Annotated in this window: 16 protein-coding genes, 1 other RNA gene and 1 pseudogene; 5 read left to right on the plus strand and 13 right to left on the minus strand. The window is 38.5% G+C overall.

The window, feature by feature from the left end; genetic code table 11:
- Window positions 1–2: 2 nt before the first annotated feature.
- Window positions 3–689, plus strand: a complete 687-nt coding sequence (locus tag LGB01_06085) for a YggS family pyridoxal phosphate-dependent enzyme (GenBank protein MCB4753770.1) — start codon at window positions 3–5, stop codon at window positions 687–689.
- 71 nt (window positions 690–760) lie between these two features.
- Here the strand turns inward: LGB01_06085 and LGB01_06090 are convergent, their stop codons facing one another.
- The 3 genes and pseudogenes from LGB01_06090 to LGB01_06100 all read right to left on the minus strand — a co-directional run bounded on the left by LGB01_06090 (window position 761) and on the right by LGB01_06100 (window position 4,066).
- The gene (locus LGB01_06090) at window positions 761–1,357 is read right to left on the minus strand and encodes a peroxiredoxin (protein MCB4753771.1); all 597 of its coding nucleotides are present in this window, start codon (window positions 1,355–1,357) and stop codon (window positions 761–763) included.
- A gap of 777 nt (window positions 1,358–2,134) precedes the next feature.
- Window positions 2,135–3,283 (minus strand): annotated as a pseudogene (locus LGB01_06095) (menaquinone biosynthesis decarboxylase).
- Window positions 3,284–3,355: 72 nt separating this feature from the next.
- Complete coding sequence (locus LGB01_06100; protein ID MCB4753772.1) at window positions 3,356–4,066, minus strand: DUF4395 domain-containing protein; 711 nt, start codon at window positions 4,064–4,066, stop codon at window positions 3,356–3,358.
- Between the two features lie 385 nt (window positions 4,067–4,451).
- On the opposite strand from LGB01_06100, the gene LGB01_06105 reads away from it, so the two are divergent.
- Window positions 4,452–5,162, plus strand: a complete 711-nt coding sequence (locus LGB01_06105) for a DUF4395 domain-containing protein (GenBank protein ID MCB4753773.1) — start codon at window positions 4,452–4,454, stop codon at window positions 5,160–5,162.
- Between the two features lie 72 nt (window positions 5,163–5,234).
- A complete protein-coding gene (locus LGB01_06110) occupies window positions 5,235–5,495 on the plus strand; it encodes a UbiD family decarboxylase (protein ID MCB4753774.1) in 261 nt (86 codons plus the stop codon).
- A gap of 1,112 nt (window positions 5,496–6,607) precedes the next feature.
- Here the strand turns inward: LGB01_06110 and LGB01_06115 are convergent.
- The gene (locus LGB01_06115) at window positions 6,608–7,042 is read right to left on the minus strand and encodes a hypothetical protein (GenBank protein ID MCB4753775.1); all 435 of its coding nucleotides are present in this window, start codon (window positions 7,040–7,042) and stop codon (window positions 6,608–6,610) included.
- Between the two features lie 146 nt (window positions 7,043–7,188).
- Complete coding sequence (locus tag LGB01_06120; GenBank protein ID MCB4753776.1) at window positions 7,189–7,872, minus strand: 1-acyl-sn-glycerol-3-phosphate acyltransferase; 684 nt, start codon at window positions 7,870–7,872, stop codon at window positions 7,189–7,191.
- A 125-nt stretch (window positions 7,873–7,997) separates the two neighbouring features.
- Here LGB01_06120 and radA point away from each other — a divergent pair, with 125 nt between their 5' ends.
- Entirely contained in the window at window positions 7,998–9,344 is a 1,347-nt protein-coding gene (radA, locus tag LGB01_06125; GenBank protein ID MCB4753777.1) for a DNA repair protein RadA, read from the plus strand.
- A 48-nt stretch (window positions 9,345–9,392) separates the two neighbouring features.
- Window positions 9,393–9,743, plus strand: coding sequence for a holo-ACP synthase (gene acpS / locus LGB01_06130; protein MCB4753778.1), 351 nt, complete (start codon window positions 9,393–9,395; stop codon window positions 9,741–9,743).
- Between the two features lie 32 nt (window positions 9,744–9,775).
- Here the strand turns inward: acpS and LGB01_06135 are convergent, their stop codons facing one another.
- The 8 genes from LGB01_06135 to LGB01_06170 form a co-directional block, all read right to left on the minus strand.
- Window positions 9,776–10,768, minus strand: coding sequence for an SAM-dependent methyltransferase (locus LGB01_06135; GenBank protein ID MCB4753779.1), 993 nt, complete (start codon window positions 10,766–10,768; stop codon window positions 9,776–9,778).
- Window positions 10,758–11,981 carry a TolC family protein gene (locus tag LGB01_06140; protein MCB4753780.1) on the minus strand — a complete coding sequence of 408 codons (1,224 nt, stop codon included), beginning with the start codon at window positions 11,979–11,981 and terminating at the stop codon, window positions 10,758–10,760. The genes LGB01_06135 and LGB01_06140 overlap by 11 nt, the downstream gene beginning before the upstream one ends.
- Window positions 11,938–13,122, minus strand: coding sequence for an aspartate aminotransferase family protein (locus tag LGB01_06145; protein MCB4753781.1), 1,185 nt, complete (start codon window positions 13,120–13,122; stop codon window positions 11,938–11,940). Before LGB01_06145 ends, LGB01_06140 begins: the two co-directional genes overlap by 44 nt.
- Window positions 13,123–13,182: 60 nt before the next feature.
- Window positions 13,183–14,991, minus strand: a complete 1,809-nt coding sequence (locus LGB01_06150) for a molybdopterin-dependent oxidoreductase (GenBank protein ID MCB4753782.1) — start codon at window positions 14,989–14,991, stop codon at window positions 13,183–13,185.
- A complete protein-coding gene (locus LGB01_06155; GenBank protein MCB4753783.1) occupies window positions 14,988–15,785 on the minus strand; it encodes an HlyD family efflux transporter periplasmic adaptor subunit in 798 nt (265 codons plus the stop codon). Before LGB01_06155 ends, LGB01_06150 begins: the two co-directional genes overlap by 4 nt.
- Window positions 15,786–15,791: 6 nt before the next feature.
- Window positions 15,792–16,097: a DUF2018 family protein gene (locus tag LGB01_06160; protein MCB4753784.1), complete on the minus strand. Its 306-nt coding sequence runs from the start codon at window positions 16,095–16,097 to the stop codon at window positions 15,792–15,794.
- A gap of 133 nt (window positions 16,098–16,230) precedes the next feature.
- Window positions 16,231–16,654, minus strand: an RNA gene (gene rnpB / locus LGB01_06165) — RNase P RNA component class A.
- Between the two features lie 37 nt (window positions 16,655–16,691).
- Entirely contained in the window at window positions 16,692–17,246 is a 555-nt protein-coding gene (locus tag LGB01_06170; protein ID MCB4753785.1) for a 2-oxoacid:acceptor oxidoreductase family protein, read from the minus strand.
- Window positions 17,247–17,255: the final 9 nt, after the last annotated feature.

Below are 17,255 nucleotides of genomic sequence, written 5' to 3' on the forward strand. Positions count from 1 at the left end.
ACATGATACTAGACAAAGAACACCTAAGAGCCAATCTTGATAGAGTAATTTGGAATATTGAACAGGCACGTATTGCGGTTAGCGAACACCATATTGTCAAACTGGTAACCGTCTCAAAGTATACAAAAACAGAAAATATTGCCACACTTTACAATCTAGGACAACGTACTTTTGGAGAAAATCAAGTACAGCAGTTACGTGAAAGAGTGGTCCAATTTGAAGATCTTCCACTTGAATGGCATATGATTGGAAGGTTACAAAAAAATAAGATCAATAATCTTATCGATCTCAATCCTACATTGATGCAGTCGCTTGATTCACTCAGTCTTGCACAAGAGATACAGAAAAAACTTTCCGCCAAAGAAACAAAGATGAACTGTCTACTTCAGATCAATGCCGCCCACGAAGAGGGTAAGGCAGGTGTTTCTCCTGAAAAAGCAATAGATATCTATCTTCATATCAAAGAGACATGCCCAAGCATTATCCTTAAGGGAGTTATGACTATTGGTGCACATACTGACAACAGAACAGAGGTACAAAAAAGTTTTGAGACAACATACAGCATCTATGAAAAACTTAAAAAATCAGAAGCAACTATCTGTTCAATGGGAATGAGTGGAGATTATGAACTCGCAATTAAATGTGGATCAAATTTAGTAAGAGTAGGTTCAGTACTGTTTAAAACATAGCTAAATGATCATGTTTAAAAATAAGGGTTACAAAAAGAGCCTGAGAAAAAGGCCTCTTTTTTGCCTCTTTCTTACAACCCTTCAGCGTGTTTTGCAAGATATGTTGCAACACCTTCTGCGTCAGGCTTCATTGCCTCATCACCTTTTTGCCAACCTGCAGGACACACTTCACCATGTTCGTTTGTAAACTGCATTGCATCAATCATCCTAAGCATCTCATCTACATTTCTTCCAAGTGGAAGGTCATTAATGACTGCGTGTCTAATTGTACCATCAGTATCAATCAAAAAAGAACCTCTTAGGGCAACAGACTCATCAAGAAGTACATCATAATCTCTAGAAATCTGCTTTGTCAAGTCAGCCACAAGAGGGAAATTGATGCAGCCTATACCCCCCTTCTCTACAGGGGTTTCTCTCCATGCAAAGTGTGAAAACTGGCTGTCTATAGAGACACCAATAACATTGATTCCTCTATCTTGAAACTCATTGTATCTACGAGAGAACGCAATAATCTCAGATGGACATACAAATGTAAAGTCAAGTGGATAGAAAAATACAACTGTTCCCTTCTTGCCGAAGTTTTTGTAAAGGTTGAAATCTTCTACAATCTGACCGTCTCCAAGTACGGTGGTTGCTGTAAAATCTGGTGCTTTTTTGGTTACTAGCATGCTATTTCCTGGCTCTATTGAGTGCTTTCACTTTGTATTTATTAAGATAAACCTCTTCGTATTTGATGCTTCGCCAGAATCTTAGTATGTCATGTTGTTGATTTGTTTGCAATGAGGGTAGTGCATTTCCCGTGTGGTTTAAATAAAGCCAGTTTTAAGTAAAATTATAGAACTATATACAGCAATCAAAGGAGAAAATAAAGTGGGATTTTTTCTTTCATGGAGAGAGAGTAGGAGGTAAGTGATGTGCTTGTACCCAACGAAAGAGAAGCGCACGTGCAGGAGCGGGAATACTTTTCATGGGGATACTCAGTCTCAGAATGCAGTAGCATTTTCGGGGCATGTGGGATTGTTACTTCAAAGTATTTATCCTTACTTTTACGTTAGACTTCATACGAACCATACAACCTCAAGCAAGCCCCCAGCCTATTACTTTGTAGGTTTTGCGCAAAATCAACGTCCAGAGTATGTGGGTGCGAATAACAAAAAGCGTTTTGCATGGAGCATAGCTTTGTTGGTTTCTGGTTTGGCGTTTTTACCTTTGGTCATTCACTTTCAGCATAACCCCATCAAAGTAGTGGTGTGTATACCGTTTGGCACTACTTTTTGAAGCAGCATTTTCCGTCTGCGTAGGGTGTGTAAAATATATGGATTCTTTAAAAAAGACCCTAAAATACACTGTCCTCGAGGTATCTGTGAAGTACGCACCAAAGATACCATACACCTCTCTTTGATTTACTCACAAAAGATCACTAAGGTCATGTTTGTTCTGGTAGCTCCTACACCCCAAAAAGCGTGCATAAACTGCTGGGCATGACCAGGATAGAGTGTCTTCATCTTGGCCAAAATAAGGTTATGAAAAACTCCATTCTCTGGCATATAGTAATCAGTAAGGTCAGGTGCCATTGGCTTAAGCATTGGCAAAAAGACTCGCTCAGTCGCCCAGCCCATATATTTGTCCTCAAGTGGTGGTTTTCCCACCACCGTTGCGGCAAAGACTGGATTTTCTTTCATCGTAATGGTCTCCACCTCCATAACCGGGAATGACTCTTTAAGTGTATAGTAACCAGTATGATCTCCAAAGGGGCCTTCAACTTCCATCTTTTCAGGGTCAACCAATCCTTCAATAACAATATCTACATCACGGGGAATATAGATGTCATTGGTAATGGATTTTACAAGCTGGGCATTTTGGTTGCGCACAAAACCATAGAGCAACATTTCAAACATCCCATGTGGCATAGGGGCTTGCCCACACCAAATATAGAGTGGGTCTCCTCCAATGGCAACAGTCACAGGCATTTTCTTGCCTGCACGTTGATACTGGTCAAAAAAGTGGGAGGCATCTTTGTGTATCTGCCAGTGCATCCCTAAACGGTGCTTATCGTACTGTTGCAATCGGTACATTCCAAGGTTTTGCATCTTGCCATCAAGGCTTTGGGTATAAACCTGCCCCATTGTAATAAATGGACCACCATCCTCTTCCCATGTTTTAAGTATGGGTAATTTGTCTAAGTCTACTGCCTCTTTGGGCACAATGACCTCTTGGCACTCGCCCTTAAAATTCAGACGCTTTGGAAATACATTTTTAAGATTAAAAAGCTTGGGTATCATTGCCAGTTTTTCCTTGAAACCTTTAGGCGGCTTCAGTTTAAGCAGTTCATCTATTCCCTCTGCTACAAGGTCAGGGTGTTTACCAAAAATTTTTTCGGTAAGTGCCTTATTTGCAAAGATATTCATTAGGACAGGCATATCATACGCTATCTTCTTGGCTTTGTTAATCGGATTAGTAAAGAGTATAGGACGCGAATCCTCTTTTTTAACTTCTATGTAGGCAACATGCGGAATCTCAAGTTCTACATCAAGTGGTTCATCTATTATTTTTAAATTGCCATTCTCTTTAAGCCACTGTATCACATCTTGCATTGAACATCCCTCTTTTAAGTTATAACCATAATAATAAAAACCTATTATAGCAATTCATTCATACTAAAATCCCTAAAAACGATCAAACTCTTCTTGCATTTTTATCTCTTCTAAAGCTTCTCTTTCTGCATCACTCATCATCATTGTTTCTACTTTCTTGGCCAAAAGTGTTTTACTCTCTACTTTTGTAAAGTAAAGATATAGTCCAAAAACCAGAGCTACCGAAACAAGCATGACAATGATCTTTTGTGGTAAATCAAAAGTCTGTATGGTATCTTTGGTGCGTACTTCACAGATACCTCCAGGACAGTGTGTTACAGGGTCTTTTTGAAAAAGTCCATATATTTTACACCCTACGCAGACGGAAAATGCTGCTTCAAAAAAAAGTAGTGCCAAACAGAGTATGCACACCACTACTTTGATGGGGTTATGCTGAAAGTGAATGACCAAAAGGTAAAACATAGGCAAAGCCAACAAAAGCCCTATGCTCCATGCAAAACGCTTCTGTGTCGCACCCACATACTCTGGACGTTGATTTTGCACAAAAACCCTACCTAGTAATAGGCTGGGGGCATAGCGAGGTTGTATGGTTCGTATGAAGAAGTCTAACGTAAAAAATGAGATAAATACTTTAGTAACAATCACATGCCCCAATGCTACTGCATTCACAAGACTGAGTATCCCCATCAGAAAAAGTATTCCCGCTCCTGCACGTGCTTCTCTTTCGTTGAGTACAAGCACATCATACCCCTCTACTCTCTCTCCATACTGAAAAAATCCCACTTTATTTTCTCCTTTGCTGTATATAGTTCTGTAATTTTACTCAAACTGACTTATTTAAACCACATAGGAAATGTGCTACCCTCATTGCAAACAAGTCAACTTCACACTCTTGCAAAGGCTTTTTCTCATCTGCACTTTAAGTACCCACCGGAAATAAAAACAGCTCATCTCAAGGCTGTTACAAAATGCATCAAATGCATTTTGTAACAGCCTTGAGATGAGCTGTTTTTATTTCCGGTGGGTACTTAAAGTGCAGATGAGAAAAAGCCTTTGCAAGAGTGTGAAGTTGACTTGTTTGCAATGAGGGTAGCACATTTCCTATGTGGTTTAAATAAGTCAGTTTGAGTAAAATTACAGAACTATATACAGCAAAGGAGAAAATAAAGTGGGATTTTTTCAGTATGGAGAGAGAGTAGAGGGGTATGATGTGCTTGTACTCAACGAAAGAGAAGCACGTGCAGGAGCGGGAATACTTTTTCTGATGGGGATACTCAGTCTTGTGAATGCAGTAGCATTGGGGCATGTGATTGTTACTAAAGTATTTATCTCATTTTTTACGTTAGACTTCTTCATACGAACCATACAACCTCGCTATGCCCCCAGCCTATTACTAGGTAGGGTTTTTGTGCAAAATCAACGTCCAGAGTATGTGGGTGCGACACAGAAGCGTTTTGCATGGAGCATAGGGCTTTTGTTGGCTTTGCCTATGTTTTACCTTTTGGTCATTCACTTTCAGCATAACCCCATCAAAGTAGTGGTGTGCATACTCTGTTTGGCACTACTTTTTTTTGAAGCAGCATTTTCCGTCTGCGTAGGGTGTAAAATATATGGACTTTTTCAAAAAGACCCTGTAACACACTGTCCTGGAGGTATCTGTGAAGTACGCACCAAAGATACCATACAGACTTTTGATTTACCACAAAAGATCATTGTCATGCTTGTTTCGGTAGCTCTGGTTTTTGGACTATATCTTTACTTTACAAAAGTAGAGAGTAAAACACTTTTGGCCAAGAAAGTAGAAACAATGATGATGAGTGATGCAGAAAGAGAAGCTTTAGAAGAGATAAAAATGCAAGAAGAGTTTGATCGTTTTTAGGGATTTTAGTATGAATGAATTGCTATAATAGGTTTTTATTATTATGGTTATAACTTAAAAGAGGGATGTTCAATGCAAGATGTGATACAGTGGCTTAAAGAGAATGGCAATTTAAAAATAATAGATGAACCACTTGATGTAGAACTTGAGATTCCGCATGTTGCCTACATAGAAGTTAAAAAAGAGGATTCGCGTCCTATACTCTTTACTAATCCGATTAACAAAGCCAAGAAGATAGCGTATGATATGCCTGTCCTAATGAATATCTTTGCAAATAAGGCACTTACCGAAAAAATTTTTGGTAGAGGTGCAGCGTACAAAATATTAGGGTGAGCATCATCCGCTGTCTTCATTTGACAATCGAGTTGTGCCGCAATCTTTTCAACTGTGTGAAGCTAACGTGCAGAATCAGTTCCCATCAGTGTTCAAATCTGTGCAGAATTGCCTGCCACAAACACTGTATCACATCTTTGGGCTGTCTGGCACAGAGACCATAACCATAATGTAGAAACCTGACCTGCTGAGACTATAAATACTAAAATCTAAAAACGTCCGAGCTCTTCTTGCATTTTATCTCTTCTAGCTTCTTCTTCATCACTCATCATCGTGTTTCTACTTTCTTGACAAAATGTTTTACTCTCTGCTGTAAAGTAAAGATGATCAAAAACCAAACTACCAGCTGGCATGTTTAATGATGCGTATTAAATCAAAGATGTATGTTGTATCTTGATGCGTATCTGAACACTCAGGAGAGTGGTGAAAGTCCATGCTATTACGCGAACAATGCCTTTCAAAATGGTGCTGAAACATGCCTGCTTTGGGGGTTATGCTGAGAATGGTTTGCAGGCAAACAGCTGAAAAGCCACAGTAACCTCCATGCTGCTTTGGCCTACTCTGGACGTGCGTATGCCTAACTGTGAGGGCATAACTGGTGCCTCGGTTCGTATGAAGAAGTCTGGCAAAAACGGACCACTCTTGTATTTTCGATCCGCATGCTGTCTTTACTGGGCTGGCTATCCCCATCGTATTCGCTCCTACCGTGCTAAGTTGATCACAACATCTCTACCTCCTCTCTCATGAAAATCCGCCATTACTATCTTTACTAACACGGTTGGTACTCAAACTTGTTTCATTAAACTACGCCAATGTGCACTCATTACACTGAGTCGGCTTCACGCTGCTACGAAAGGCACTCTCTCTGCACTTTCCACCGGCAGTAAATCCAGGCTGTTACAAAATCATCGTAGTAATCGTGCAGGCTGTTAGAGGCGACCTTCAGTTCAACCGTGAAACTCAAATATCTGTCTGTATTATCTGAAACAACTTTGTCTTTACATCATTAAGAGGGGTACGGATCCGTCCCATTCGGGCGTCTCCCTCTATCTATGTGCTGTTAACTGGGCTCGTTGATGCGATGTTACTCTGCGCCCGCTGAGCATGCGTAGTCATCCAGAGTGACGGTCGCTAACGGCATTAGGCACGCTCATCCAAGCTCGGCTTTGGGTATAATGTCCCGAATAATTTCCCCTCTGCAACTGGGTATTATCTTTTGCCTGTCTGAAAAGTGCTTCAAATAATTGGAAATAAAGAGTGACTACCTTGTCACGCAACTGATGATATTTTTCTTTATCAGACAAATCTTCTTTTTCGAGTCTCTCTTCTGCCAATTTTCTTATTTTATCATCTAAATGTTTTTTTATAAACTTATCGAATTTATATGTCTCTTTTTTTAATTTTAAAAACCACTCTACTGCAAGTTCCCCTGCTAATGGGATACCAGAACTTTTCGAACACCCCGCACCCAAGAAAAAAACATAGTTCGTATCTTTGTCTCTTTTATGAGAAGCATATATCTCATCTATAAATTCATTTAGCGTCATTCTCTATATTCCTTGTGCAAAATATGACTACTTTAGCTAAATTATCGAAATCAAATTCGTATTCTTCTTCCATTGTTGTTTTTTAATAGTATTTTATTGGGTTAATGCAGAATTGCTAATACTCCCTTATATGAGATAATTTTCTGCTATATCAATCCAAACTGCTCTTTATAAATTTCCTGAATATCTTGCTTATTTTTATAATCAATCAAATCACCTACTTCCACGGTAACTTCTCTTCGTACTGAATTATCGCGGATTGCTTCTTTTAAAATCTCTGCTGCATTTCCTTTAATATAGACTGGTAGTATTGGTAACTTATTTTTTAGTGCGATGATGCGTGAGCCATCTTTAAAGGTACCAATTTGTTTATCTGTTTTATTTCGTGTTCCCTCTGGGAAAATAAAAATTGAGTCCCCTCCCTTAACACCCATTTTGATATCAGAAAAAAAACCTGTCATCTGCTTCTGGCTTCTGTCAAGAAGGATGGACCCCCCATTGCGTACAAACATACCAAAAAAGAATGAATTATAAAGCTCTTTTTTAGAAACCCAAAAACCAAATATTTTTGTATTTTTTAACATAATCTCAATAATAGGAGGATCAATGATTGTCCGATGATTGCTTATTAAAAGAAATTGACCCTCTTGGGGTAGCTTATGGATGTTTTCAACTCTCACTTCAATATTAAGTGTTTTCATCTGCTTTTGCGAATACTCAAGTCGTAAACGTTTCTTTTCCATAGAATCACGGGTACGCTTCAATTTTAAACCATATGAGTTGGTCAGATAGAGTGCTATCAAAAACTGTTTAATTTCCCTAAGCGTCATACAATCATCCTATGTCATAAAATAAATAAAATTATAACTAAAAAAATGTCAAAATGACATACTTTATGCTCTTGTAGAAAAATATTCCTATACTACATCTATAACTTTCCAATAAAAGAGAAATTATGGCAAAGAAAAAAACAATATTTGAATGTCAGGCATGCGGTTTTCAATCTCCAAGATGGATAGGAAGGTGTACCTCATGTGGCGAGTGGGAGAGTATGATAGAGCTTACTTCTAGTCAGATTAAATTTCTTAAAGAAACCTCTACATGCATCAACAATACCCTAGCTAAGGCAACCCCAATTACAGAGGTCAATGAAGACGATATTACCCGTTTTCCCTCTGGTAGCGATGAACTTGATTTGGTACTTGGTGGGGGCATTATTCCAGGATCTCTAACACTTGTTGGTGGTAGCCCAGGTATTGGAAAATCTACACTTCTACTAAAAGTTGTAGGCAATTTAGCACAGCAACACAAGCAAGTATTGTATGTCTCGGGAGAAGAGTCAGCCGGACAAATCAAACTACGGGCCAACAGACTAGGTGCCAACCATGAACGACTATATCTCCTCTCTGAGATCAATCTTCAATCTATCATTGCTGAAATTAATAGCCGTACTTACGATTTTATTGTCATAGACTCCATCCAAACACTCTATTCTGATGAAATCCCTTCTGCTCCTGGTTCCGTTACACAGGTAAGAACCATTACTTTTGAACTGATGCGTATTGCCAAGAACTTACATATTCCCATTTTTATCATTGGGCATATCACCAAAGATGGCTCTATTGCTGGTCCAAGAGTACTTGAGCACATGGTTGACACAGTACTCTACTTCGAAGGTGACAGTAATTCTGAATTACGCATACTTCGTAGTTTTAAAAACCGTTTTGGCTCAACAAATGAAGTTGGTATTTTTGAAATGAATAAAGAGGGATTCAATGATGCCAAAAGTATGGCAGGACGCTTTTTTAATAAAGAGAAACTCCAATCTGGTTCAGCACTAACTGTTATCATGGAAGGAAGTCGTCCCATTATCATCGAAGTTCAAGCCCTTGTGAGTGAATCCCATGGACACCCTAAACGTAGCTCAACAGGTTTTGATAACAACCGTTTAGGAATGCTTCTGGCACTCTTGGAGAAAAAACTTGATCTTCCTTTGGGAACTTATGATGTTTTTATTAATATTGGTGGTGGTATAAAAGTTACCGAACCTTCTGCGGATCTTGCTATCATTGCTGCCATACTCAGCTCTTATCGCGATAGAGAAATAAACACAGAGACTCTCTTTCTTGGGGAAGTCTCTCTTACGGGAGAAATTCGTGAAATTTCTAAATTATCACAACGACTCAAAGAGATAGAGACTCAAGGATTTAAAAAGGCAATCATTCCCAATAAACCTATGGAGAAGACAGCAATCAAATGTTTTATTGCAGACGAAGTATCAAAAGTTGTTGAATGGATGTAATGCTTCAATCATTTGCATATATTAATTTTGATTGGTTAGACTATGGCTATGAAAATTGGAACAGACATTGTGCAGATACAGCGTATCGAAAAACTTATTCAAAATCATGGTGTTACCTTTAAACAACGTTTTCTCTCCAAAGATGAGATTACCCTTGCAAAACAGACAGAGACTATTGCTGGATTTTGGGCAGCAAAAGAAGCAATTGCAAAAGCACTTGGTTGTGGTATTGGCTCCCAACTCTCTTTTCATGATATTGTTATTACAAAAGATCATAAGGGAGCGCCTCACTTCAAACTTACCAAAGAGATACAAAAAAGATACAAAATCAAAGAGACTTCTCTCTCTATTAGTCACGATGGTGGATTTGCAATTGCTGTTGCTGTTATAGTGCAATAGTATTGTTACATTTTCCTATACAGAAACATATATCAACTAAACTTTCTTAGATGCATCATTTTAAAACGATCTCCCATCATTGTTGGAGCAATAAGTGTCTTAATTTTGTCTACTTCCCTAAGATAATTTGCCTTGGAGGTTTGCTTGGAAAACTGTTCAAGAATATCAATGAGACCAAATCGGATTAATGCTCTTGCTTGTGTTTCATACACTTCTTCAGAAAACCCTACTACTTCAAATGCTTCAAGTACTTGTGAAAAATTGACATCATACGTAATATCATCCTTTTGAAATGACTCTGAGAGACTCAGCCCTTCATCAAAAAGTGCAAAGGTCTCATGTTTTCGATATACCCTTATTGAAAAGTCATTTCGTACATATTTTTCTCCATAATCAAAGGTTACAAAGTCACACTGCTTTATGCCTGCTCCCATTGCTTTGGCAAAATCATCATACCCTACAGAAATCTCTCCAGTTTGCAGGTAGTGCTTCTGTGCCCAAGATTTTATCTCTTCAGGAGCATCCATCCAACTTATTGTATGGTTCTCCACTGTTGCAATCTGCCCATCTTTATAAAGTTCACATGGAAAGGCATCAAATATCTCATTAGCGACCACAAAAGCATAATCAACATTTACCTCTGCAATATCATCAAAGTGTACCACTTCTACATCACTCCCAAAACGAGAAAAAATATAGTCACGCTGTATTGCCCGCAGTTCAGGCTGTCGCTCAACAATACCAAACTTCATAGTCTTAACCAAGCGTGGATTACAAGTATAGAGCCACTGTATCATATCGCAAAGCAAATACCCTTGGTGTGCTCCTACTTCGATCAGCCAACCATCACAATCAGCAATTTTATGCTCCAGCATTGTGTAAAGATAGTTTGCAGTACTTGCCCCAAAAAAAGAACTGGCACTCACAGCCGTATAGAAATCTCCCGCTTTCCCAATTGACTTAAAATTTTTGTAGTATCCATTCTCTCCATAAAGCCATTCATTTATATATTGACTAAAATACATTTTCTACTCGCGCATAAAGCTTTAAAAGCTGTATTTGCTTTTCTATTTTATAAATTTCCTGATCGACTTGACGTATACGAAGGGAATTATGCATGATATCAATATCTTGGGAAGTTTTCTCGCCTACTTTTACAAGGTTTTGAGTTAACCTATAGAGGTTTTGGTAAACTTCTTCATCTTTTTTTGCCAATGCAATCTTTCTATCAAGAATCTTAAGGGAGTTCCGAATCCGCTCATACTCTTTGTTAATGGCTATTTTTAAATCTGCTACCTGTATTTTTGTACGCAATTTCGCCACTTTACTTGCTTCTATATCGGAAAAACTATTCATATCAATTGGCATAGAAATAGTGATACCATAGTTATAATAGGTCTGCTTAATGCTAAGATCAGATCTTCCAAAACTACTATAAATTAGAGGCAAATCACCTTTGCTATACTTCCCTTGTAGTGAAATTTTTGGCATATATTTGGTAAATGTTATCTTGGATTGATAATTTACTTCCTCTGCAAATGCTTGCTCTTTTTGAAGTCTTAAGTTGGTATTTTGATAATATTCTTTACTGATTAATTTTAATTTTGGTAGTTTCAGTGCCATAGGATTCTTATCGCTTAAAAGAGAAAAATGTTGCAAAAGCTCCTCTTGCTGGAGCTTCAACTCCAATAGGCTTGTCTCATTTTGACTCTTTTCCAGAATAGACTGATCCAAAAAACTGCTATCAAGCAAACCTGCCTTATATTTCTCACGTTTTTGGTGTATATTGATTTTATCGCTATCAATTTGATAGGTTGTTTTTTCTTGTAAAAGCGTATTTTTTTTTAGTTGGAACAGTATAGAAACTGCATCACCAGCCATTCTACGTTTCTGTAAAACAATCTCTGCTTTATTGGTTTTTTTATGTGCTTCTGCGTACTTCATCGCATAATAAATTCCACCTGAACGAAAAATAGGCTGATCTATAGAGACTGTATAGGTATCTATTTTTTCAGTAGGTTCAAACTGAGTTGTAATATTTTTGTTGTAGCCTAAAATCACTGGCTTAATCCAGCTAGTTGAAAGCTTATTACTCTCTAGTTCATTGCGTTTTAGATCATATGTAAACATTAGATTTTTATTATGGGACAAGATATCATCTAACTCATCTGCCATCAACAAAATGACACTAAGACTACAAAACACAAAGAGCTGTTTCAAAACGTTTAAATCCTTCATCAATTTCATCCTTGGTAATAGTCAAACTTGGTAAAAAACGTACTGTATTACGTCCTGCTTTCAGTATGATTAATCGTTCTCTAAGTGCTGTCTCAAGTACACTTTTTTGTATTTTGGCACTCTTTGCACGTAGTCCACGCATCAATCCAATCCCCACCTCTTGTTCAAATAATTCAGTATACTGTTGTGCTATTGTCCGAAGCCTCTGTTCAAAATAGAGCAATGTCTTATGCAATCTACCACTCTTATACTCTTCTGTAAGAATATCAAGTACAGCTAATCCTGCTACCGTAGAGAGGTAGTTCCCTCCAAAAGTACTACCATGATCTCCAAATTGAAGTATCTCTTTATGCTTTGTCATCACTGCCCCTATGGGTACTCCACCACCAAGTCCTTTGGCAAGTGTAATAATATCAGGCTCTATCTCATAAAGATTGGAGGCAAGAAACTCACCTGTGCGATAAACTCCTGTCTGTACTTCATCAACAATGAGTAATACCTTCTTTTCTTTTAAGTAAGCAACAAGTTTCTGTACTTCAGCTTTATTGAAAGGCTGTACACCACCTTCTCCTTGCACCAGCTCTAACAGTACTGCTACTGTCTCATCATCTATAGCATTATAGATATCGGTAATGCTTGGTACATAATCAAAACCATCGGGATATGGTGAAAAATGAGGTGTATGGAAACTCTCCTGTCCCGTTGCCTTCACTGTAGTAATGGTACGACCATGAAAAGAGTGCTCAAGTGTAATGACCTTATATCGCTTCTTTTGAAACTGTGTCTCACCATATTTTCTGGCAATCTTAATTGCTCCCTCGTTCGCCTCTGCTCCAGAGTTAGCAAAGAACACACCCATATCGTAGCCTGATAGCTTCACCATACGTTCCGCTAGCTTTGCCTGTGGTTCAATCACCTGAAGGTTGGAAATATGCATGATCTTCTTTGCCTGTTCACATATAACATTTGTCAATCTCTCATTTCCATGCCCTACCGAATTAACCGCAATACCCGAAGCAAAGTCAATATAATCATTGCTATCCTCATCATAGAGTGTTGCACCAACACCTCTTACAAAATTGGTATAGTCACGCACATAAGTCTGCAGTACATACTTTCTGTCAAGTTCTTCTAATGTCATTTCATTATCCCATTCGTATCATTCGTATCATTATATCAAAATCTACCGTTAAATCTTGCCTTAAGCATTGATCTTTTCAATGGAAACCTTTATCTCTTGATAGCAAGCATTCTTCCCCTCATCACTTAAAATAGAAGGGGTTAAAAAGTTTACTCCTATTGTATTGCTAGTTACCAAAGCACAATTAGGTCTGATATCATCATTTATATGTACAATAAAAATTTGCTCTCCATACTCTGAAGTAAGTTTCACTTTTTCTCCCTCCTCATACCCTATTTGGGAATGAAGCTGTACTCTATTGTCGCGCACAAACTGTGTATTAAGAGACTTGGCAGATTTAGGAGAGAGTAGCCAGAAAGTAGTATCGTTAGAATTGTTCTTGCGCTGTTTTCGGTATCTTCTAAAGCGTTTAGTATCTATAAAATGATCATCATAGTCATCAATGAATTCAAACTTATCATCTTCTTCTTCACCAAAACCCTCTTCGTATGGACATAGTGTGCAATCTGGTGCTATATAATACCCTTCATCTGATTTTTCACACTGCTCTACCCACTTCTCAAGATAGTATGATTCACCTTCAAGGTTGTCAAAACCAAATCTCTCAAGAAGCACTTTAGTAAAGTCATACTCACTGATTCCTATTTTACTATCAGATACAGTACGCATACGTTCAATATACTGATGCCCATAGGAGAGCCGAATATCCTCTTTTTCAAAGAAGTTCTTTGCCGGAATGACAATATTTGCCAATGCTGAAGTTTCATTCTCATACAACCCAAAATAAATTAGGTTTTTAACTCGTTTAAGTGCCTCAATAACACGATTACTATCGGGCATAGAGGCAGCAGGATTTCCTCCCTGAACAATGACTGTCCCAAACTCAGAAAAAGGTGTTGTTGCTTTTGGTACACATTTTGTCTTAACGTCAAAAGGGTTTTTAAATCCAAGTTTAGAATCACCCAGATAGTGTACACCGCACCCTTCTTTACCAAAGAGTCCAAGCGTTGCTGCCAGTGAATCGATCGCATGCAATGTGTAGGAACCAACTGTATACTTCTGTACTCCCACACCAACAAGAAAAACTGTCCTTTTTCCACGCATGTACTCCAATACTGTTCCCATCTCTCCAAGGTCTGTACCAATATGTTCTAAGATTGCCTTAATGCGGTGCTCTCTAGTATAATCATAAAAGTCTTCGAACTCTGGAGCAAATTCCTCGAGCCACGTATCATCTTGTCCATCCTCCATAAAAATAAAACGTGCCAATAGAATTGCCACATAGTAGTCTGTTCTTGGCTCAATTTGCATATGAAGGTCAGCTCGTTTGGCAATTGGTGTTTTAATAGGGTCAATCACTATAATCTTTTTTTTCTCTAAGAAAGGCGCTAAATGGGCATTGGTTACAGTAATATTGCGGCCCCAAATTACAACTGTTTCTGCTTTGGCTATCTGCTCTAGTGGCAAAGTACGGTTAACACCTCTACCTGCCTCTATGCCAGCATGACCTGCTGCATCACATAGGCTACCTGAAGTAAGTGTCCCTCCAATTTTCTCCATAAGCAGGTTTGTCACCTCCTGCATAACACCAAGATTTCCCGAACCCCTCCATAGCAGTTTTTCAGGTATATTCAAGGCTTTTGCAACTGCATCAAGAGCCTCTTTCATAGAGACCTCTTTGCTATTGACCCGTGGCTTTTCAATACGTACTTCTTCATGGATATACTTATTCAACAGTGTACAGAGTGCTCCATTTCCAGCAGGATGTGTTTTGTCTCCTCTAATCTTAGGAAAGACCTCTTTGTCCACGATGATACGACAGGCATCGTAACAGTCTAAACCACAAGCAGTGTCTATACATTCACTCATTTAATCTCTATCTTTATTAGTTGGGAAAAGTGTTGTTTTGGCGCATCAATATAAATTTCAGCTCGATAAGAGGAGATATATTTTTCATCTGCAACACGCCATACTTTGTTGACATGATAGTCCGTTTTTGTATCATTTAAATACACTTGCTTCTCTTTGATATTTTCAACCTCTTCAGATTCAAGATAAAATACTAACTTTGCACGACTTGTATCATCTATCCTTGCCAATGGTGTCCCCCGTGTGATAAAATCTCCCTCTTTAACCATCAGTTTATAAAGATACTTTCTATACAACACCACACTTTTCTTTTTAATTGTATCTTCAAGCATTGCTAATTTGTATCGGGTATCAAGCAACTGTTTCTTCAAAGAAGCAATCTTTTCTTGGGTACCAAGGTATTGTGTTTTGGCTGAAACATAAGCATTATAGGCACTGTCTTTTTGTGTTTTCGATGCAGTAACAATTTTGGAGATACGCTTGTAGTGCTCCTGCTGACGCTCAACCATCTCTGAGAGTGATGAGGCAATCTCTCTGTTAATCTCTAACATCTTTTCAAAAAGCACAATACTCTCTTTGGTCGCTTGCAAATTGGCTTTGTCCAGCAGGTCATCAATATGTATAACCTGTTTTTTAGATATCAATCTTCCTTCTGCATTGATATCTGCCTCAAGTACCCGTCCACTTACAGAAGACTTAAGAAGCACTGAATCATAAGGCTCTACTTTGGCATAGTAAATTTTTCCCCATCCCAATATCGGTACTAGAAATAGAAATAACCATAACCTTTTCATATCAATCTATTCACACTTGGTCACAATAGAGGAGACAAGATCAATGAAGACTGTTGCTGTTCTCTCATCAATTTCCTTGTCCACCATAGTTTGCCGGATCTCACGTTCAAGCTCTTCGTCCAATCCATGATCCTCAAGTATTTTCTCTGCTACGGCCAAACGCCTAAATATAGCCTCCAGCTCATTCTCTACCACATTTTGGTTGGCAGTTTTGGCAATCTGAAAATATGAAGACTTGGGTGAACGTCCCATAAAATCTTCCGTGTAGTCATCATATCCATAATCATTGTCATCATCTTCAAGCATTCCCATGTGTTATCCTTTGTCAATATTTACAGGTAAACATATTATAACTGAGAAAAATGAATAATGAGTGAGTGGTCTCTTGTGATAGAATAATAGAAGGGGTGGCGTGTTACTTTGTTATATAAATATCATTTTTACAATCTTAGGAGCAACGATAAGCCGGGTTCTGTCGTGGGTAGTTATTTATCTAGACCTGCTGTTGCCAACAGGTTCAAGCGAAGCACTATTTGCCTTAAGGCATAGCAAGAGTTATTACCATATGCTTCTTGCTGCAGACAGGGTTTACCTAGCTGAATATGTTACCATACCCACTGGTGGTCTCTTACACCACCCTTTCACCCTTTACCATAGGAAGTTCTCTTGCAAAAGAAACAAAGTCCCTTTTGCACTCCTCTCACTAAAGTTATATGCCTATTGGCAAGAACTAAAGTTATGGTTTTCTACTCTCTGTTGCACTTGCCCTCGGATTACTCCGGCCATCCGTTAGATGGAGTCCTCTCTTGCATGCAGCCCGGACTTTCCTCTCGTGGCAAAAAGCCACCAGCAACTACCTATTGCTCCTGAGAATGAATTATAGCATACAATATAATAAATTGATAATTACACTGTTGCTTCAAGCGCATACTTCTTGCCAAGCTCGTATGCTTTGAGGTTTGCTTCATGTACTTTTTTAGGTACCTTGGAAAGCATAGTGTCGATCAGAAGTTGTTCATCCAATGCATTCATTAGTGTATTTGCAATTGCCAATGCTACAACCGACTGAGTAATAACATTACCAACTTCTTCTTTTGCAATCGTAATAATTGGTATTTCAACAATATTCCATTTTTTTCTATCTTCTTCTGTTGGGTGTACAAGGTTTGGCTCAACAACAATGATACCACCTTCTTTTACACCTTTTTTAAACTGTTGATAGCTTACATCAGCAACAGAGAGCATAAAGTCTATCTGCCCATCAATTGCATAGGGGTACCATATCTCTTCATCATCCAATTGGATATCAACAACTGTTGGACCTCCACGTACTTGTGAAGTATAGGTTGCGGTTTTAAGACCATAGCCCCCCTCTTTGATCTTTGCTGCTGCAAAAATCTCTCCAGCAAGAAGAACCCCTTGTCCGCCAACACCAGTAAATCTCATTATATTTCTACTCATGGCTCTTCT

This window comes from Sulfurovum sp. (genome assembly GCA_020525365.1).
Classification (GTDB): domain Bacteria; phylum Campylobacterota; class Campylobacteria; order Campylobacterales; family Sulfurovaceae; genus Sulfurovum.